Source organism: Pseudomonas sp. NPDC088444 (assembly GCF_044900175.1).
Lineage (GTDB): Bacteria > Pseudomonadota > Gammaproteobacteria > Pseudomonadales > Pseudomonadaceae > Aquipseudomonas.
On the sequence record NZ_JBJDNK010000001.1, the window covers coordinates 837,873 to 856,344 of the forward strand.

Consider the following 18,472-nt stretch of genomic DNA (forward strand, 5'->3'; position numbering starts at 1 on the left):
GGAGCACAAGCATGAAAGTCACCCAGTACAAGGCGTTGGGCCTGTCATACGCGACCCTGGTTGACCGCGAACGGGGCATTCTCGAAGGCCTGCGTCCCTTGGCAGTGCAAAGCGATGCCGTGACCAGCGACGCGCAATTGCTCAGCACCTACCGCCATGTGGCGCAGGAGCTGGCGGCCTCGCGGGCACCGGTCACTGCAACGGCGTTTCACGGCCAGCTTTACCAGCGTGTGGCGCAACAATTGCAAATCATTCCCGGCTGGGATGAGAGTGTGGCGTTTGGTAGCTCTTCGGCCCAGTGGCCGATTTTTGAGGACGCGCCGGGTGCCTTGCAGTACCTGAGCAAGTTCTACCGATTGATACTGATCGCCCCACCCCAGGGCATCGATGTGCAGGCACTGGGCCGCCGTTTGCCGGTTGAATTCGATGCGATCATCGAACCCGGCGCGGACGATTGGCACGCCAGCCTCGAACGCGCGTTGCAGCGCCTGGGCCTGGAGCGATCAGAGCTGTTACCGGTGCGCAGTACCGAAAGCGACGACCCGTGGACTGACCGGGTGGACTTTCCGGTCTGCACACTGCGCCGCGGCCTGGACCTGCCGTGGAACCATTCGCCTCAGGCAATGGACGGCAAGCGCTGTGAATACGCCAGCCTCGCCGACCTTGCCCATGCCCATCAAAAGGCATTGCTGGCCTGAGGAAGGTGCCCGGATTCGACCCGAATTGAAAGTGCGAGGATTGATCAATGGACGCTGCAACCAAGCTCGACCGAATCGACATCAACATCCTGGTCCAACTGCAAAAAGACGGGCGCATGACCAACGTCAGCCTCGCCGAGGCCGTGGGCCTGTCGCCCAGTCCGTGTCTGCAGCGGGTCAAACGCCTTGAAGCGGCGGGTTACATCAGCGGCTACGAAGCCCATGTGAACCTGGCCAAATTTGCCAATTCGGTAACAGTCTTCACCGAGATGACACTCTCCGACCACAAGCGTGCCGACTTCGTGAAGTTCGAGTCGAGCATTCGCAACATCGATGAAGTGCTGGAGTGTCACTTGATCAGCGGCGGGTATGACTATCTGGTGCGGTTTCTGTGCAGCAGCATCGCGCATTATCAGGAACTGATGGAATCGATCCTGGACAAGAACATCGGGATCGAGAAGTACTTCAGCTACATCGTGATCAAGTCGCCAGTGGTCAAGAGCACGGTGCCGCTGCGCAGCCTGGTTCGCGCGGTTTGAGCGGATATTGAAACGAACTCGGTCTCTGTGGGAGCCGGCTTGCTGGCGAAAGCGGTGGGTCATTCAAGCTGATTTGTCTGACCTGACGCTTTCGCCAGCAAGCCGGCTCCCACCAGGTGTACATCTTCAAGAGAGGATGCAAAACACCTTACGCACGGTCTCTTCGCTGGACCACGCATTGGTCGCGCCTTTGGGCACGACGACCGTCTCTTTTGCCCTTACGACGTAGCGATCCCCGTTCTCGGCCGTGAGTGTCACAGCGCCTTCCAGGATGAACATCAGCTCGCTGTAGCTCGGCTCGACCTGCTTGCGCGCATAGGCCTCGCATTGCCACAAACCGATCCGCAGATTGGCCGCGCTGAACAACGTTTCGCTCCAGGCCTTGGGTGTCGGGGTCAGCAGTACATTTGCCGCCGGTGGATTGCACGGCGCCAGGGTTTGCGTCAGGTCCAGCTTGATCGGCAGGCGCGGCATGTCGACGCAGGCCTCCAGCCCCGGAAACGCCATGAACAGGCGCCGCAGTTGCCCACGATGATGCCAGCGCACGCTGACGCCTCGGGGCACGACGAAACAATCGCCCGCGCTCAATTGCAGATCAAAGCCATCGCCCTGCAAACGCAATTCGCCACGCTCGACGATGCCCAGTTCGACCCACGGAAACACCTCGATCAACAGGTTCGCGCCCACACTTTCGCTGCTGCCCGTGACGAAGCCCTGTTGCGGTTCATGGAAATGAATCACCCGTCCCGCCGCCAGTGGATCGCCCTGCAATGCGTAGGCCGCACAGGGCAAATCACGGTCGGTCAAGGATTGGGAGTAATGCAGAATCGGCGGCATGTGCTTGAACTCGCTCATCGGCCAATGACATCCAGAAATTGCTGCCAGCCCGCCGCCAGACGAACGCCTGGCGCGCGGAAGGCATGCAACGGAATGGGGTTGAAACCCTCGCCTGCCAACAGGCCCAGTTCGACCCTTTTGCCCGCGGTCATGGCGGACAACTGCTTGCCCATCCACGTCGACATGGCCACCCCGCCACCGTTGTAGCCAATGGCATAGAAACTGCGGTCATCGAGCTGCCCGGCGTGGGGCAAGTAGTCCAGGGTCATGGCGACCAGACCGGACCAGCGATAGGCAATCCCGTAGTCGCGCAAGATCGGAAACACCACGTCCATGCTGCGTTTCAGGTCGTCGAACGCACTTTGCGAATCGTTTTTGCCAAACGCGCCACGCCCCCCGAAAATCAGGCGGTCGCCGACTACCCGGAACCAGCGCAGCATACGTTTGGTGTCACCACAGACCTGCCCGCCCGGCATCAGCGCGGCGAGTACGTCAGGGGGTAATGGCTCGGTGGCGATGATCGCGCTGCGAAACGGAATCAACCGGCGATGCAGCGTGTCGGTGGCGCGGGTCTGGTCGGAATAGCCATTGGTGGCGTAGATCACCTGTTTGGCGCTGACTCGCCCCTGAGGCGTCTGCACAACCACCCTGTCACCCTCGCGTACCACGCGCTCGGCAGCGCTGTTGATGAAGAGTTTCACCCCGCGCTCAGTAAGGTGCCGCGCGATGCCTCGGGCATAGTTCATGGGGTGAATGCCCCCCGCCTTGGGGGTCAGCAGGCCGCCTGCAAAGATCTTCGAACCGGTGAATTCGCGGACCTGATCGGCAGAGATCATCACCGACGACGTGCCGCCGGTTTCCCGCTTGATCCAGTTCGCCGTGCTTTCCAGACCGCCCAACGCGTGGGCATTGTGCGCTGCCGCGATGTGCCCGCCCATGCGCAGGTTGGCGTCGGTCAGACCGAGGGTTTCGACGGTTTCCACCAGACTGTCCACGGCGGCATAACCGGTGCGGTACATCTGCAAAGCGGTATCACGACCAAAGCGCGCCATGAGCGCAGAAAAGCCAACACGAAATTTAGGCGAGACGACCCCGCCGTTACGCCCGCTGGCGCCCCAGGCCAGGGTGTTGGCCTCGACGATCAGCGGCTCGCGGCCACTGTCCGCAATGTGTCGGGCAGCCGAGAGGCCGGTGTAACCGGCGCCGATGATCACCACGTCGCACTGCCGTTCGCCTTCGAGCGATTGCAGCGCGGGTGCGGGTTGGGCGGTGGCCGCCCATAAACTCTGAACAGTCATGCCAGCCTCTGGGCTTCGGATTGGAACTCACATGTGGGTTGCCGGACACTTTCTTTTGTAGGAGCCGGCTTGCTGGCGAAAGCGTCAGGTCAGGCAACCCTTCTTTGATCGACACTCCGCTTTCGCCAGCAAGCCGGCTCCCACAAGAACAGCGGTGAGCCGACATTACGGATTGGCAACGATCAACCCAGCTCTTTTTCCACCGCATCGGCCAGTTGCGCCAGCGAGGTGAAGTGGTAATGCGGCTCGGTGCGCTCGGACTCCAGCGTGCCGCCCGTGCCCTTCTGTGCGAAGCGGCGTTCGATCCAGCAGGTCTGGTAGCCCAGACGCATCGCCACGCCGATGTCGTGGTACTGGCTCTGGGCGACGTGCAGGATCTCTTCGAACACGATGCCCTGAGTCGACGCCAGCACACCACGGGTGTAAGCGAAGAACTGCGGATCAGGCTTTTCGAAACGCACATCGTCAACGGTCACACGCACATCGAACGGCTGATCAAGGGTTTCGGCCATGTGGTTCAAGGCCCAGATCTGCGAGTTGGTGGTGGCCACCAGCTTGAAGTGCTTGCGCAGGCGCTTGAGGGCTTCGACCGAATCCGGGAACGCCGGGAAATTCTTCACCGACTGGGCCAGACCTTTGGCGTAGTCATCGTTGTCCGGCAGACCGAGCTTGCTGGCGATCACGTGATAGCAGCGCTCCAGGTCATCGGGCCACCAGCCCGAATCAGTCTGAGCGCGGGCTTCGCGATAGGCCTTGAGGATGTCGTCATCGCTGTGGGCCTTGCCCGCTTCGCCCGACACTTCGCGCACGTGGGCCAGGATACCGGCTTCGAAATCGATCAGGGTGCCGACGACATCGAACGTCAGGGCTTTGAACTGCTTGAAAGACATAGGGCGCTCCGCAAGAAAGTCATAGGGGTAAAACTGACTGGACAGGCCCATTATCTGCCCGCCTTCTCGCGCAATATTCTGTTTTGCCCTGTCGTGGAGGCATAACCTACTGTTTTTCTACTCGACGTGCCGCAGGTGTGCTCAGAGGGTCGAATCGAGGGTCGCCGCCAGCCCCAAATGCGGATAAAGGGCGTCGATGGCGCGCAGGTCGGCACGCATTTCTTCGATGATCCAGTCGCGTACCTGTTCCACCACCGGGCGCACCGGACGATTGCTCGGCACGACCAGGCAGCAGCGTCGCGACATGACTCGAATTCCTTCGCTCGCAGGCACCAGCTCACCCTTGCACAGCGAGTTGGAGACCACGTTCAACCAGCCCAGCGCAATGCCCTGACCAAGCAGCGCAGCCTGCACCACCACCGCGTAATCGGAGAACACCAACGCGTTATCGGCGCGCCCCGGCGTCTCGAAATCCGCTGCCCAGCTGCGGTCCTGATTGTCCATGCTGATCAGCGTCGGCACCTGCTTTTTGCCCTTTCCCTGCACCACATCGGCGAGGTACTGCGGGTTGCAAACCGGCAGGACGATTTCTGGAATGACCAGTGAATCCGTGGCTCTCAGACTACTGGCTTCCAGATAGCGCATGCCCAGATCGACGTCCACCAAAGGCCCGCCAATGCGTCCGGACATCAGCTGGTAACGCATGTCGACCGTGGGAAAACGCTCGCTGAAACGGCGCATGCGCGGCATCAGCCAGTGGGTGGTGAACGCCGTTGAAACGGACAACGTGACGGTTTCGATCCCGGTGGCGCGGGCTTCGATCTCGCTGATCGCCGACTCGATGGTGCTGAAGCCTTCCTGCACCCGACGGTACAAGATGCTGCCGCTTTCAGTCAGCCGCGCACCACCTCGCACCCGTTCGAACAACTGCACGCCGAGGTGCTCTTCCAGGCGCGACAACATGCGGCTGACCGCCGGTTGGCTGACACACAGTTCATCCGCCGCCCGCGTGAAGCTGCCACATCGCGCGGCCGCTTCGAAGACGAATAATGAGCTGGAACTGGGGAGCTTGCGACGTAAATTAGACATGACCTGAGATTATGCTCAATCCAACTATTAGTAAATTGTCGCCTGAAAAAAACCGAGCCTACTCTTGTCGCGTTCTGCGCGTGAAATCACTGTCGGAAAACAGCAGTCAAACCGCGCCCTCCTTTACCTCATGAGGCTTTCGTTTCTATGGATAACGCGCTGAAGTTTTACATCGATGGCCAATGGGTGAAACCCCGTGGCAACGACAGGCTCGCGGTGATCGACCCGGCCACCGAACAGGCGTTCAGCGAAATCGCCATGGGCACGGTGGCCGATGTCGAAGCCGCGGTGCAGGCGGCCCGACGCGCATTTCCGGCATTCGCCAGCACAACGCCTGCGCAGCGCAAACAACTGCTGCAACGGGTTCTGGAGTGTTTCATGGCGCGGTATGACGAAATCGCCGAGGTCATCGTGCGAGAAGTCGGCGCCCCCAAAGGCTTGTCCCATGGCTGGCAGGCCGGCATCGGCAAGTTTCATCTGGAGCAGTTGCTGAACACCCTCGACACCTTCGAATTTCAGAAAACCCGCGGCACCACGCTGATCAATCAGGAACCCGTGGGCGTGGTCGCATTGATCACGCCTTGGAACTGGCCCATCAACCAGATCGTCTGTAAGGTCGCCCCGGCACTGGCGGCAGGCTGCACCATGGTGCTCAAGCCCAGTGAAATCGCACCGCTCAACGCGCTGCTGTTTGCTGAAGTGATGCATGAAGCGGGCGTGCCACCGGGGGTGTTCAACCTGATCAACGGTGACGGTCCAGTGGTGGGCGCCGCACTGTCGGCGCACCCCGAAGTGGACATGGTGTCGTTCACCGGCTCCACGCGGGCAGGTGTAGAAATTGCGCGTTTGGCTGCGCCGACGGTCAAGCGGGTGCACCAGGAACTGGGGGGTAAATCGGCGAACATTCTGCTGGATGACGTAGACCTGGAATCGGCCGTGACGGCCGGGGTGAACAGCTGCTTCAGCAACAGCGGCCAGTCGTGCAACGCGCCGACGCGGATGCTGGTGCCTGCGGCGTTGCAGGAACAGGCTGTCGAGATCGCCCGTCGTGCGGCGGCGGCGTATCGTGTCGGCGCGCCAAGTGAAGACGGCACGACGCTGGGACCGGTGATCAGCGAGCGGCAGTTCGATGCGATTCAGCGGATGATCGCCATCGGTCTCGATGAAGGCGCGCAACGGGTCTGCGGTGGTTTGGGGCGCCCCGATCACTTGCCAAAAGGCTACTACGTGCAGCCAACAATTTTTGCCAACGTGACCCAGAACATGACCATCGCCCGCGAGGAAATCTTCGGCCCGGTGTTGGTGATCCAGACTTATGAGAACGAAGCCGAAGCCGTGCGCATGGCCAACGACAGCGTGTTCGGTCTGGCCGCGTACGTGCAATCGTCAGACCTGCAACGGGCGCGGAATATTGCCCTGCAAATGCGCGCCGGGAGCGTCTACGTCAACTACCCCGCGTGGGATGCGGCGGCGCCGTTTGGCGGGTACAAGCAGTCAGGCAATGGGCGCGAATACGCCGAGTGGGGGCTGGAGGCGTTCCTGGAAACCAAGGGGATTGTGGGGTGGGGGCCGTGATTCGGTAGCTTCACTGCCGCTTTCGCCACCAAGGCGGCTCCCACAATGACCGTGTTTGGACCCAGTCCTGTTGTTCGACGCCGAACCCGTGGGAGCCGGCTTGCTGGCGAATGGGCCGTCACCCAGTTGATCGTTCCCACGCTCCGCGTGGGAACAATCGATCAAAAAGCCTGCGCCTTGATCAAATCGGCAATTCGCTCAGCCATCATGATCGTCGGCACGTTGGTGTTCGCGCAGGGAATCGACGGCATCAACGACGCATCGCACACGCGCAATCCCTCAACACCGATCACCCGGCCGTCGGCTGTCGTCACCGCCAAAGGATCATCGACACGTCCCATGCGACAAGTGCCCGATGGATGCCAGGTCCCACCGACATTGCGACGCACAAACTCGGTCAACGCCTGATCATCCGTCAGCAGCTTCTTCAGGGTCACGCCTTGGGTCACCGATCCATGAATCAACAGCCCCCGCAGCGGCCCGGCGATGTCCAGCAGCGCACTCAAAAGCCCACGCTGAATCCCATTGAATACCCCAGGCATCGCCACTTTTGCCACGCGCGGCGAATAGCTGGACGGAAACACCACGCTGCGCTGATCGCTCAGCGCATCGTCCAATAAGGTCTGCGCACCGAAGCGTAACGCCTGCTTCATGCGTTCCAGATCCCGCGCATCCGAGAGCATGCCAAAGCTCACATCCGGCTCGTCCTGAGGATCTTTCGACGTCAGACGCAAACGCCCCCGTGAGTAGGATTTATTGACCCAGAAAAAGATCGTGCCCATCCGATAGCCAATCGAATGCCAGCCCGAACGGGACAGGATCGCGCCGTGCATGTCACCGACAGGCGCATCTTGTACACCCGATGAAAACCGCACGATGGCCTGCTCGTGATGCTCATCAGGAAACGGCGTGCGCCCCTGACGCGTGAGCAACGCCGACACCGCAATCGAGGGATGTTCCATCAGATTTCCACCGACGCCGAGACGATCCGCCACCACCGGAATGCCCAGCGCGTTCAACTCCTCGGCAGGCCCAACGCCGCTGCGCAGCAGAATCGCCGGGCTGTGAATCGCCCCGGCGCAAAGGATCACTTCCTTGGCCATCAGTAACTCCACCCGGCTGTCGCTGCCGATGATCTGCGCACCGACAGCCCGACGCGCCTTGAACAGCACACGATCCACCACGCACTGAGTGCGGATGGTCAGATTGCTGCGTCGCCGCACGTCATCGGTCAGGTAGCACACCGATGTAGGAATCCGCTCGCCCTGTTCGCTGACTCCGATCGCCCCCACGTAAGTGCCGTCTTCCCAAGGCCCGTTCTGGTCCGCCTTGTGGGCGAGACCTTGTCCGGCGAGCACCTTGATCACCGCTTTGACGAAGGGAGAAAGACGCTCGGCGGGCGTACGACAAATCCGCACCGGGCCGTGATTACCATGCCGCTCTGCATGCTGCGGGCCACTGAAATCCGTGTCGTTTTCCAGCTTGCGAAAGTACGGCAGGCAGTTGGCCCAGTTCCAGCCTTCGGCGCCGAGTTGTTGCCATTCGTCATAGTCCGCAGGCGCGCCACGGTTGGTCATCAGCGCGTTGATGGCCGAACCGCCACCGAGAATCCGCGCCTGTTCATACCGCCGATTCGCCGTCGCGCCCTTGACCATGAAGGCCGTGAGGCGCTGCCAGATGTTACTGACGTCGAGGTACGCCCGCCCCGGATAGCGACTGCGGATGGCGGCGGGCATGGTATGCAGGGAAATGTCCCGCCCCGCTTCGATCAGGCAGACGTTGACGTTCGGGTCCTCGGAAAGCCGTGCGGCGAGCACGCAACCCGCCGACCCGCCGCCGAGAATCAGGTAATCGATCATCGACTTGCCCCACACTTACTGAACGAACTTCAGCCAGCGATCCTTGGCCGCAATCCCGGCTGCCGACGCCCACCACTCTTCGGACATCAGCGCCTGTTTCGCGGCGTTGTCCGGCGAGCTTGGCAGTTCTTTCGCACGCTGCTCGGTGATTTTTCCAGTGGCGAATGCAGCCGGGTTACCTGGGCCGTAGTCGATGTATAGCGGCAGGTTGGCCTGCAATTCAGGGGACAGCGCTTCGTTGATGAACTTGACCGCCGCCGCGTAGTTCGGTGCGTCTTTGAGGATGCACAACTGGGTGTTTTGTAACAGGCCGTCGTTGTAGGTGAAGGCCACGTCAGGGTTGGTTTTCTGAACGGCGCTGGCGCGGCCATTCCAGATCATCAGCATGTCGACTTCGCCGTCCGCCAGCAGTTGCGCCGACTGCCCGCCGGAGGTCCACCACACCGCGATATTCGGCTTGATCTGCTCCAGGCGCTTGTAGGCCCGGTCAACGTCCAGCGGGTAGAGTTTGTCCCGTGGCACGCCATCAGAAAGCAAAGCAGCTTCGAGGGTGCTCATCGGGTCATTACGCAGGGCGCGGGTGCCGGGGAAGTTTTTCACGTCCCAGAATTCGGCCCAGGTCTGCGGGACTTTTTTCAGGGTTTTCTTGTTGTAGCCGATCACCGACGAATAGAACTCGTAGGCCACCGAATAAGGCGTGCGGTACTGCTCGGGGACCTTTTGCACATTCGGCATCTTGCTCAGATCGAGGGGTTCGATCAGGCCCTCGTTGCCGCCGCGTACGCAGTTCGACGGTGGGGTATCGATCACGTCCCACACCGGCTTTTTCGCATCGCCCATGGCCTTGACCATCGGCCAGGCGTCCGGCGCGCTGTCCTGTTTGATGGTCATGTTCAGGGATTTGGCTGCGGGGTCCAGAATGGCCTTGGTCTGGGCTTCCTGATAGGCGCCGCCTTGGGAGACAAAGGTGATTTGATCAGCTGCCAGCGCCGAAGACGCGCAAGCCACCGACAGGCTCAACAGGGATAAGACGGAACCGAACGCTGCAGCAACAGACAAGGTTTTCATGGCAAATCATCCTGGACGTGATTTAACTCGGCTTGATTCGGCAGCTAAAAAACCTGAAAGACACCCTGCACTGTCATGCGCTGCTCAGATTTTCTTGTTGTTGGACCGAGCGGGACATCTGGACGTTACAAGAGCATGACGCTGGGGGGCAATGCACGAATAGTCAGGGCAAACATAATCTCAAGTCATGCACTTAATATGTGGGAACCGGCTTGCTGGCGAATGCGTTGTGTCAGCCGACTTACCCATCACTGGCCCACCGCTTTCGCCAGCATGCCAGCTCCCACAAGGGGGATGGGCTCTATCTCGGAATATCTAACAGACTCAGAGAAGGTCACCGAATCGCAGCAAACGGCAAGCGCTTGCCCAGCGCTCCGGCCAAGTGCTGCACGAACACCGAGATGCGTTGCGGAATGTGTCGGCGATGCTGATACACCGCGAAGATGTCGCCCCGTGGGGCCTGATGGTCCGTCAAGACGGCGCGCAATCGACCGGATTCCAGATGCTCCTGCACGTCCCAACGTGATCGCAAAATCAATCCATGACCTTCCAGCGCCAGACTCACCGCGACTTCGCCGTCGTTGCTCGACAGCGTGCCACTGACCTTGTGAGAGAACTCCTGACCGTCTTTGTGAAAACGCCAGATCGCGTAATCGCTGCCGAACTGGCGCAACACGATGCAGTTATGCCGCGCCAGATCGGCCACCGATACAGGTTCAGGCATAGCTTCAAGGTATCTTGGTGATGCGCAGAGAATGCGCGGATTCTCCAACAGCCGCACGCCGATCAGACGCGAATCCGGCGGCTCGCCCATGCACAAACCGACGTCGAACTGGTCGTCCAGCAGACTCAAGGGCTGGCTGGTCAGCTCAAGGGATATCTCCAGCTCCGGGTGCAAACGCGCGAATTCCGAGACCACGGGCGCCAGATGTCGTCGGCCAAACCCGAGTGTGCCATTGATCCGCAAACGCCCCCGCAACGTGGCCTGGCGCGCATTGAGTGCGCTTTCCAGTTCTTCAAGCTGACGCAAAATCGGTCGCCCGCCTTCCAGGTATTGCGAACCTTCGGGCGTCAGCGACAAACGCCGAGTGGTGCGCTGCAACAGCTGCACCCCCAGCCGCGCTTCCAGTTGGCTCAAACGCTTGCTCACGGCGGGCAACGACAAGCCCAGATGCCGGGCCACTTCAGTCAGGCTGCCTCGCGTTGCCACGTGCTGGAAGAAACTCAGGTCGTCGATCGCGCTCACGGACTCTTTCCTAAAATCTAAGAATGGCTTTCTTTTCAGACCAATTATTAATCCAGAAACACTGCATACACTGGCCGCCATTGCCTTTCAATCCCCAGCAGGAGAATCCCCATGAGCAAAGCCCAGTACAAAATTGCAGTGATTCCCGGCGATGGCATCGGCAAGGAAGTCATGCCCGAAGGCGTGCGGGTGCTCGACGCCGTGGCCGCCAAACACAACCTGGACCTGCAATGGGACTGGTTCGATTTCGCCAGCGCCGATTACTACCTCGCTCACGGCAAGATGATGCCGGACAACTGGTTCGAACTGCTCAAGGGTTACGACGCGATCTACTTCGGCGCCGTTGGCTGGCCGGATGTGGTGCCCGATCACATTTCCCTATGGGATTCGCTGTTGCAGTTCCGTCGCGAGTTCGACCAGTACGTCAACCTGCGCCCCTGCCGCCTGATGCCTGGCGTGAAAGCGCCACTGGCCCACCGCAAGCCCGGCGATATCGACTTCTGGGTGGTGCGTGAAAACACCGAGGGTGAATATTCCAGCGTCGGCGGCAAGATGTTTCCCGGCACCGAGCGCGAAATCGTGTTGCAGGAAACGGTGATGACCCGCGTCGGTGTCGACCGGATTCTCAAGTTCGCCTACGACATGGCCCAGAGCCGTCCGAAGAAGCACCTGACCTCGGCCACCAAATCCAACGGCATCGCCATCACCATGCCGTACTGGGACGAACGCGTCGCGGAAATGGGCAAGCAGTACCCGGACGTGAACGTCGACAAGTACCACATCGACATCCTCACCGCGAACTTCGTCCTGCACCCTGACTGGTTCGACGTGGTGGTGGCCAGCAACCTGTTCGGCGACATCCTCTCCGACCTCGGCCCGGCCTGCACCGGCACCATCGGCATCGCGCCGTCGGCCAACATCAACCCCGAGCGCACCTTCCCCAGCCTGTTCGAACCCGTGCACGGCTCTGCGCCGGACATCGCGGGCAAAGGCATCGCCAACCCCATCGGGCAGATCTGGTGCGGCGCAATGATGCTCGATCATCTCGGCCAGCCGGAAGCGGGCGCGGCTGTGCTGGCAGCCATCGAAAGCGTGCTGTCGATGGGGCCGCAAGACGCGCCACTGACCCGCGACATCGGCGGCACCGGCAACACCGAAGCGCTGGGCAAGGCCATCGCCGCTGCGGTCTGATTCGGCAGAAAACGCGCAATCTCCCGTTCACAGGCTGTGATTCGGGAGATTGTTGCGTACGGTTCTGGCATCGTGGGGCCTACCTTCCCCGAGTGATGCGAGAAAGCCGATGGCGCTCCTGTTCAAAGTCCCCGATGCCCGCGGTCTCGCGTGGAAATCCCTGTTCGAAACCCACGCTCCGGATATCGACCTGCGCCTGTGGCCAGAAATAGGTGAACCTTCAGAAGTTCGCTATTTTGCCGCCTGGCAGCCGCCGCAGAATCTGCATGAGCGCTTCCCGAACCTTGAAGTGATCTTCGCCACATCGGCGGGGGTCGATCAGTTTGATCTGGGTGAATTGCCCGAGCACATCAAAGTCGTGCGCATGCTGGACCCCGGCATCGCTCAGGGCATCGTGGAATACGCCTGCTTTGCGGTGTTGAGCCTGCATCGGGACATCCCGCTGTACCTGCAACAACAACGTGACCAGCAATGGCAGGAACACGAACTGACACCGGCCAGAAGACGCCGCGTTGGCGTGATGGGATTGGGGAATCTCGGCGTGGCGTCGCTGGAGGCTCTGCGCCCGTTCGGCTTCGAACTGAGCGGCTGGGCCAGGTCGCAGAAGGACATTCCGGGCGTGCAATGTTTTTCCGGTTCAGGCCAGTTGCCGGATTTTCTCGCGCACTGCGACATTCTGATCTGCCTGCTACCGCTAACTGACGATACGCGCGGCGTTCTCAACGCCAATACCTTCAACGCGATGCCCAAGGGTGCGCAATTGATCAACCTGGGGCGCGGTGGGCATCTGGTCGAACATGATCTTCTAGATGCGTTGGCCAGCGGGCAGTTGAGCCATGCCGTCATTGACGTGTTGAACGACGAACCGCCCTCGACGGATCACCCGTTCTGGCACCACCCCCACATCTGGCTGACCCCGCACATCGGCGCAAACACCTCACCGGAGACGGCATTCGACGTGCTGCTGGCGAACATCCGACGGCATCAAAATGGGGAAAGGATGGAGGGTGAAATTGCGCGGGATCAGGGGTATTGACCTGTGGCGTCAGATACACCGCTATCGCCAGCAAGCCGGCTCCCACAGGTTATCGCGCCGAATCCATATTTCATTCTCGACGCAAACCCTGTGGGAGCCGGCTTGCTGGCGATACCGGTAGATCAGACAACACATGCTCATCAGACCCACACTGCATCCCACAACGGATAATCCTGCACTCGCTTGACCAACCCTGCTCGAATCGGATTAGCAACGATGTAGCGTGCCACCGCCAACATATCTTCTTCACGACGAATCGCCCGGTCATGGAAACTGCGCTGCCAGAACTGACCAGATCGCCCCAGGTAAGCATTCACAACCCTCGCCGTGCGGGACTTGACCGCCAACACAGCCGCTGCCAGCTCTCCTCGTTTCAGCTCCATCAACCAATGAAAATGATCCGGCATCACCACCCACGCCAGCGAGTCGGCCAGCCCTTCTTCTTGTACCTGACGAAGCTGATGAACCAGTAAGCGGCCCACCCGCCAATCATTGAAAAAATGCGTTCGGTTGTGAGTGGTCGCAGTAATCGAATAGATCTGGCTGGTTTGAGAGTAACGGCCTGTGCGTAGTCGTCTGGATTGGGCGGGTTCCGTCATCCATTTCTTCCTCAAGCGCTGGGTGGCATAACAGGCTAGCGGAGGCATTTACAGCTGGACGGAAAGTCTGGATCAGGATGTAAACAGCTAGACCCTGCTGTGATCTCACCGACGCTATCGCCAGCAAGTCGGCTCCCACAATGATCTGCGTCAAGCCGTAAATTCGGGATCAACACGAATCCTGTGGGAGCCGGCTTGCTGGCGAAAGCGATTTATCAAGCAACACAAATCGCCAGAGAGCGATCAGCTCAATACACATCCCGCACGTAACGCTTCTGCGCCGCCATTTCCTGCAAATGCTCGGCAGCACGTTCCGCGCTCATCCCGCCCTGCTCGCCAATCACATCACGCAGGGCCTGATCGACATCCTTGGCCATGTAAGTCGCGTCGCCACAGATGTAGATCCCCGCGCCCTCCTGCATCCAACGCCACAGTTCGGCGCCTTGCTCGCGGATGCGGTGCTGGACGTAGATTTTCTCCGCCTGGTCCCGCGAGAACGCCAGGCTCAGGTTCGTCAGCAAGCCGTTTTTCTGCATGGTTTCCAGTTCATCGCGGTAATAAAAGTCGGTCGCCGCATGCTGTTCACCAAAAAACAGCCAGTTACGCCCCCGATCCCCGCGCGCCTGGCGCTCCTGCAAAAACGCGCGAAACGGCGCGACGCCAGTGCCAGGTCCGATCATGATCATCGGCACATCCCCGTCAGCGGGCGGGCGGAAATGCTGGGTGGGTTGCAGGAAGATCGGCACCTCGCAATCCTCGGCCCGGTCCGCCAGAAAGGTCGATGACACACCTTTGCGTTTGCCATAACGCACTGCCGAAACCGTCAAATGAACGGCATCGGGATGAACCTTGGAACTGGACGCAATCGAGTACAGCCGAGGCTGTAACGGCTTGAGGTGTGTAAGCAAATCCTGAGCCGAGCAGCGCAGGGGAAACTCGCGCAGCACATCCGCCAGTTGCCGCCCCCACAGCCAGCTTTTCAACTCACCCTTGAAAGGTTCGCTAAGTAACGTTTTCAGCTCCTGACTGCCGCTGCGCTGCGCAATGAAACCCAGCGCTTCGGCAGCAGGGCGGGCAATCTCGAAGTGCCCCGATAACGCCTCGCGCAGCGAGACATCCCCCGCCTTGGCCACGTGGACCGCCTGTTCACCCGACAACCCCGTCAGTTCCAGCAGTTCATCCACCAACGCCGGGCAGTTGCGCGGCCACACGCCCAGCGCATCGCCCGCTTCATAGGTCATGCCCGAATCCCCCAGCGTCAGGGCGAACTGGCGAGTGTCCTTGCCTGCGCCCTCCCCGTTCAATCGGCGATTAATAGAAAGCCGGGCGGCATGGGGACGCGAGCGAGTGGGCTGTCCATTCCGAGGTTCAGCCGCTTCGATATCCGGTACATTCAACGCCAGCGCCTGTTGCAAGGCCTTGAACCAGCCCTTGGCCTGATCCTGAAAATCCCCGTCGCAATCCACGCGCGGCGTCAGTGGCAATGCGCCCAATGTCGCCAGACGCAGATCCAGATTCTTGCCGTGCTGGCAGAAACTTTCATAACTGGGATCGCCCAGCGCCAACACGGCATAACGCAGCGATTCAAGGCGCTCTTGCCGTGCAGTCAGTGCCTGCCAGAACCCTTGCCCATTGTCCGGTGAATCCCCGTCGCCAAAGGTGCTGCTGATCAGCGCAACATACTTCGCCTCGCTCAAACGGCTCAGCGGATAGCTGTCCATCGCTGACACCTGTACTGGCACGCCTGCTGCTCTTAACCGGCTGCCGAAGCCCTTGGCCAGTGTCTCGGCGTTGCCCGTCTGCGAGGCCCAGAGCAGGGTCAGCAATGGTTCACCTTCCAGTGCGGCTTCCTCGTCATCATCGGCCTGCGGCAAATCGAGAAAACGATGGCCAATCAACTCGACCTTCTTCAACGCCACCGCGCAACACTTGAATTCGGGCTGCTGGGAGATCGGATCGATGGCGTCGCTGGTCACAGCGTTGATGGCCAGATTCTCGCCGTACACGTCGTTCCAGTGAAACGGCGTGAAGCAGTTGCCGGGCAGCACCCTGTCCGTCACCACAGCAGGTAATACGGCGTGACCTCGCACCGAACGCACTTCCACGGCGTCCTTGTCGACAATACCCAGCCTCTCGGCATCCTCGGGATGAATCTCGACGAAGGGGCCGGGATTGAGTGTGTTCAGGGTCGCGACTTTGCCGGTCTTGGTCAGCGTGTGCCACTGGTGCTGCACGCGGCCGGTGTTGAGCACTATTGGAAAGGCATCGCTGGGCATCTCGGCGGGCAGCCTGTGCGGGCGCGGCAGGAACTGCGCCTTGCCGGATGGCGTGGCAAAAACAATGGCCGGGCGCCGGCCCTGTTCGTCGTGCTTCACGGTTTGGCTGGTGCCATTGTTGAGGTAGCGAATCGGGTTGCGCGTGCCCTCGGCGTCGAGCGCAATCGGCCATTGCAGCGGTTGCTCACGCAAGCGCGAATACGAGGCGCCACGAATGTCGTAACCGGTCTTCGGATTCCAGGCCTGTTTGATTTCCTCGAACACCGCTTCGGCAGACGCATAGCTGAACGCCTCGGCAAAGCCCATTTCGCAGGCCACGCGGGCGATGATCTGCCAATCCGGCAACGCATCGCCGGGAGCATCGACGGCTTTCTGCGTGAGGTTGATATTGCGCTCGGAATTGATCATCACGCCCTCCGCCTCAGACCACAGCGCGCCGGGCAGAAGAATGTCGGCGTAGCGATTGGTTTCGGTGTCGAGAAAGGCATCTTGAGTGATCACCAATTCGGCGGTTTGCAGCGCATCGATCACGGTCGAGCGATTGGCGACGCTGGCCACCGGGTTGGTGCAGATGATCCAGCAGGCCTTGATCACGCCGTCGCGCATCTGCTGGAACATGTCGAGGGTGCCGCCACCGAGCGCATGACCGAGGCTGCCTTGGGGGATCGCCCACAGGCGCTCAATAAAGCTGCGGTCTTGTTCGACGAGCACCGAGCGCTGCCCTGGAAGTCCTGGCCCCATGTAGCCCATTTCCCGGCCGCCCATGGCGTTGGGCTGGCCGGTCAGGGAAAAAGGTCCGCTGCCAGGACGACAGACCGCCCCCGTCGCCAAATGCAGGTTGCACAGCGCATTAGTGTTCCAGGTGCCGTGGGTGCTCTGGTTCAGGCCCATGGTCCAGCAGCTCATCCATTCAGGCGCCTGGCCGATCATCTGCGCCGCCTGACGAATGTCGCGCTCTGCCAGACCGGTGAGTTGCGCGACTTTTTCCGGCGTGTAGTCGGCGAGAAACTCGGGCATCACCTCCCAGCCTTGGGTGTAGGCCGCGATGAACGCCGCATCGATGTCACCATTGATCAGCAGCAAGTGCAGCAGGCCGTTGAGCAAGGCCAGATCGGTGCCGGGTTTGATCTGTAAAAACAGATCGGCTTTATCGGCGGTGGCACTGCGGCGGGGATCGACAACGATCAGCTTCGCCCCGGCCTTGACCCGGTCCATCATGCGCAGGAACAGGATCGGGTGACAGTCGGCCATGTTCGCGCCGATCACGAAGAACACATCGGCCTTGTCGAAATCATCATAGGAACCGGGCGGACCGTCCGAACCGAGGGACAGTTTGTAGCCACTGCCCGCACTGGCCATGCACAGCCGCGAGTTGGATTCGATGTTGTTCGTGCGCACAAAGCCCTTGGCCAGCTTGTTGGCCAGGTACTGAGCCTCCAGCGACATTTGCCCGGAGACATAAAAGGCCAGCGCGTCAGGCCCGTCGCGGTCGAGGATCGCGCGCAGGCGCCGGGCGGTTTCGCTGATCGCAGCGTCGATGCCGGTTTGCACCGGGTCTTGCTGGCGTTGATCGCGAACGTAGGCCGATTCCATGCGCCCTGACTCGGCAATCGCCTGACCGCAGGTCGTGCCCTTGGTGCACAGACGGCCGAAGTTGGTCGGATGGGCCTTGTCGCCGCTGACCTTGATCACCCGGTTGTTCTCGACCTGCATCACGATGCCGCAACCGACACCACAATAAGGACACACACTTCGCACGCTGCTCGCCATACCCACCTTCCCGAAAACAAAAAAGCGCCTTGTTCTCCACCGTCGAAAACGGGGAGCACACGGCGCCTTTGTCGTGAAGTGGGCAATCGGCGTTGATTGCCTGTGTGGAGGGGGTTGCAAACAGTAGGCCAGTTATCCTGCACATGATGTGACATGGGCGCGCGGCTCGCGACGCCGGATATTGAAGGCCGTCCTCGCCACAACCTGGGGCGACTCAGCGGATAAATGCACCTTTTATGTGCCGACGCAGTGACGTTTCTGGCCGTAGGCCGTAGGAGCGTGGCTTGCCCGCGCTCTGGCACACCCATTGCTTCCCTCATCCCCAAGCCCAGCCACACACAACGCTGGCAGCCCCGGCCAGTCAACGACGATTCGCCCTCGGGCCACATAGGTTCCGTCGACAGCGTGGTCGGGCGGCACCGCATAACAGAACAGGCAAAGGCGCCTGGAACCCAACGGTTCCGGGCGCCTTTTTTTTGCTTTCAAAAAACCTGACGAGCC

At 60.6% G+C, this 18,472-nt stretch carries 14 protein-coding genes; 5 read left to right on the forward strand and 9 right to left on the reverse strand.

Translation table 11 applies throughout. The features are described from left to right. The first annotated feature begins 11 nt into the window (after window positions 1-11). Both ACI2KB_RS03970 and ACI2KB_RS03975 read left to right on the forward strand, forming a co-directional pair. Window positions 12-698, forward strand: coding sequence for a hypothetical protein (locus ACI2KB_RS03970; protein WP_404631560.1), 687 nt, complete (start codon window positions 12-14; stop codon window positions 696-698). A gap of 47 nt (window positions 699-745) precedes the next feature. Then, window positions 746-1,237 carry an Lrp/AsnC family transcriptional regulator gene (locus ACI2KB_RS03975; RefSeq protein WP_404631562.1) on the forward strand — a complete coding sequence of 164 codons (492 nt, stop codon included), beginning with the start codon at window positions 746-748 and terminating at the stop codon, window positions 1,235-1,237. A gap of 126 nt (window positions 1,238-1,363) precedes the next feature. On the opposite strand, the gene ACI2KB_RS03980 is transcribed toward ACI2KB_RS03975, so the two are convergent. The 4 genes from ACI2KB_RS03980 to ACI2KB_RS03995 form a co-directional block, all read right to left on the reverse strand. Then, window positions 1,364-2,092 carry a cupin domain-containing protein gene (locus tag ACI2KB_RS03980; protein ID WP_404631564.1) on the reverse strand — a complete coding sequence of 243 codons (729 nt, stop codon included), beginning with the start codon at window positions 2,090-2,092 and terminating at the stop codon, window positions 1,364-1,366. After that, the gene (locus ACI2KB_RS03985; protein ID WP_404631566.1) at window positions 2,089-3,372 is read right to left on the reverse strand and encodes an NAD(P)/FAD-dependent oxidoreductase; all 1,284 of its coding nucleotides are present in this window, start codon (window positions 3,370-3,372) and stop codon (window positions 2,089-2,091) included. The genes ACI2KB_RS03980 and ACI2KB_RS03985 overlap by 4 nt, the downstream gene beginning before the upstream one ends. Before the next feature lie 182 nt (window positions 3,373-3,554). After that, window positions 3,555-4,262, reverse strand: coding sequence for an HAD-IA family hydrolase (locus ACI2KB_RS03990; RefSeq protein WP_404631568.1), 708 nt, complete (start codon window positions 4,260-4,262; stop codon window positions 3,555-3,557). Window positions 4,263-4,403: 141 nt separating this feature from the next. After that, window positions 4,404-5,351: a LysR family transcriptional regulator gene (locus tag ACI2KB_RS03995; RefSeq protein ID WP_404631570.1), complete on the reverse strand. Its 948-nt coding sequence runs from the start codon at window positions 5,349-5,351 to the stop codon at window positions 4,404-4,406. Window positions 5,352-5,498: 147 nt separating this feature from the next. Here ACI2KB_RS03995 and ACI2KB_RS04000 point away from each other — a divergent pair, with 147 nt between their 5' ends. Continuing rightward, window positions 5,499-6,926: an aldehyde dehydrogenase family protein gene (locus ACI2KB_RS04000; RefSeq protein WP_404631572.1), complete on the forward strand. Its 1,428-nt coding sequence runs from the start codon at window positions 5,499-5,501 to the stop codon at window positions 6,924-6,926. A gap of 161 nt (window positions 6,927-7,087) precedes the next feature. Here the strand turns inward: ACI2KB_RS04000 and ACI2KB_RS04005 are convergent, their stop codons facing one another. The 3 genes from ACI2KB_RS04005 to ACI2KB_RS04015 all read right to left on the reverse strand — a co-directional run bounded on the left by ACI2KB_RS04005 (window position 7,088) and on the right by ACI2KB_RS04015 (window position 11,099). Beyond that, on the reverse strand, window positions 7,088-8,785 hold the full coding sequence (locus tag ACI2KB_RS04005) for a GMC family oxidoreductase (protein ID WP_404631574.1): 1,698 nt from the start codon (window positions 8,783-8,785) through the stop codon (window positions 7,088-7,090). Window positions 8,786-8,800: 15 nt separating this feature from the next. Continuing rightward, window positions 8,801-9,853 (reverse strand): ABC transporter substrate-binding protein, encoded by a 1,053-nt coding sequence (locus ACI2KB_RS04010; protein WP_404631576.1) that lies wholly within the window; start codon window positions 9,851-9,853, stop codon window positions 8,801-8,803. A gap of 334 nt (window positions 9,854-10,187) precedes the next feature. Further along, on the reverse strand, window positions 10,188-11,099 hold the full coding sequence (locus tag ACI2KB_RS04015; protein ID WP_404631578.1) for a LysR substrate-binding domain-containing protein: 912 nt from the start codon (window positions 11,097-11,099) through the stop codon (window positions 10,188-10,190). 111 nt (window positions 11,100-11,210) lie between these two features. Here ACI2KB_RS04015 and ACI2KB_RS04020 point away from each other — a divergent pair, with 111 nt between their 5' ends. Together ACI2KB_RS04020 and ACI2KB_RS04025 are read left to right on the forward strand one after the other, a co-directional pair. Continuing rightward, window positions 11,211-12,290 (forward strand): tartrate dehydrogenase, encoded by a 1,080-nt coding sequence (locus ACI2KB_RS04020; RefSeq protein WP_404631580.1) that lies wholly within the window; start codon window positions 11,211-11,213, stop codon window positions 12,288-12,290. 109 nt (window positions 12,291-12,399) lie between these two features. Next, window positions 12,400-13,326, forward strand: a complete 927-nt coding sequence (locus ACI2KB_RS04025; protein ID WP_404631582.1) for a 2-hydroxyacid dehydrogenase — start codon at window positions 12,400-12,402, stop codon at window positions 13,324-13,326. 140 nt (window positions 13,327-13,466) lie between these two features. Here the strand turns inward: ACI2KB_RS04025 and ACI2KB_RS04030 are convergent, their stop codons facing one another. Next, the gene (locus ACI2KB_RS04030; protein WP_404631584.1) at window positions 13,467-13,925 is read right to left on the reverse strand and encodes an REP-associated tyrosine transposase; all 459 of its coding nucleotides are present in this window, start codon (window positions 13,923-13,925) and stop codon (window positions 13,467-13,469) included. Between the two features lie 248 nt (window positions 13,926-14,173). Next, complete coding sequence (locus tag ACI2KB_RS04035; RefSeq protein WP_404631586.1) at window positions 14,174-17,971, reverse strand: molybdopterin-dependent oxidoreductase; 3,798 nt, start codon at window positions 17,969-17,971, stop codon at window positions 14,174-14,176. Between the last annotated feature and the right edge of the window lie 501 nt (window positions 17,972-18,472).

What these genes read in the sequence shown, in the direction of transcription:
- ACI2KB_RS03980 (WP_404631564.1), bottom strand. Translation starts at nt 2,092, where the DNA reads ATGAGCGAGTTCAAGCACATGCCGCCGATTCTGCATTACTCCCAATCC.
- ACI2KB_RS04000 (WP_404631572.1), top strand. Translation starts at nt 5,499, where the DNA reads ATGGATAACGCGCTGAAGTTTTACATCGATGGCCAATGGGTGAAACCC.
- ACI2KB_RS04030 (WP_404631584.1), bottom strand. Translation starts at nt 13,925, where the DNA reads ATGACGGAACCCGCCCAATCCAGACGACTACGCACAGGCCGTTACTCT.
- ACI2KB_RS04010 (WP_404631576.1), bottom strand. Translation starts at nt 9,853, where the DNA reads ATGAAAACCTTGTCTGTTGCTGCAGCGTTCGGTTCCGTCTTATCCCTG.
- ACI2KB_RS04025 (WP_404631582.1), top strand. Translation starts at nt 12,400, where the DNA reads ATGGCGCTCCTGTTCAAAGTCCCCGATGCCCGCGGTCTCGCGTGGAAA.
- ACI2KB_RS03995 (WP_404631570.1), bottom strand. Translation starts at nt 5,351, where the DNA reads ATGTCTAATTTACGTCGCAAGCTCCCCAGTTCCAGCTCATTATTCGTC.
- ACI2KB_RS03975 (WP_404631562.1), top strand. Translation starts at nt 746, where the DNA reads ATGGACGCTGCAACCAAGCTCGACCGAATCGACATCAACATCCTGGTC.
- ACI2KB_RS03990 (WP_404631568.1), bottom strand. Translation starts at nt 4,262, where the DNA reads ATGTCTTTCAAGCAGTTCAAAGCCCTGACGTTCGATGTCGTCGGCACC.
- ACI2KB_RS04005 (WP_404631574.1), bottom strand. Translation starts at nt 8,785, where the DNA reads ATGATCGATTACCTGATTCTCGGCGGCGGGTCGGCGGGTTGCGTGCTC.
- ACI2KB_RS03985 (WP_404631566.1), bottom strand. Translation starts at nt 3,372, where the DNA reads ATGACTGTTCAGAGTTTATGGGCGGCCACCGCCCAACCCGCACCCGCG.
- ACI2KB_RS03970 (WP_404631560.1), top strand. Translation starts at nt 12, where the DNA reads ATGAAAGTCACCCAGTACAAGGCGTTGGGCCTGTCATACGCGACCCTG.
- ACI2KB_RS04035 (WP_404631586.1), bottom strand. Translation starts at nt 17,971, where the DNA reads ATGGCGAGCAGCGTGCGAAGTGTGTGTCCTTATTGTGGTGTCGGTTGC.
- ACI2KB_RS04020 (WP_404631580.1), top strand. Translation starts at nt 11,211, where the DNA reads ATGAGCAAAGCCCAGTACAAAATTGCAGTGATTCCCGGCGATGGCATC.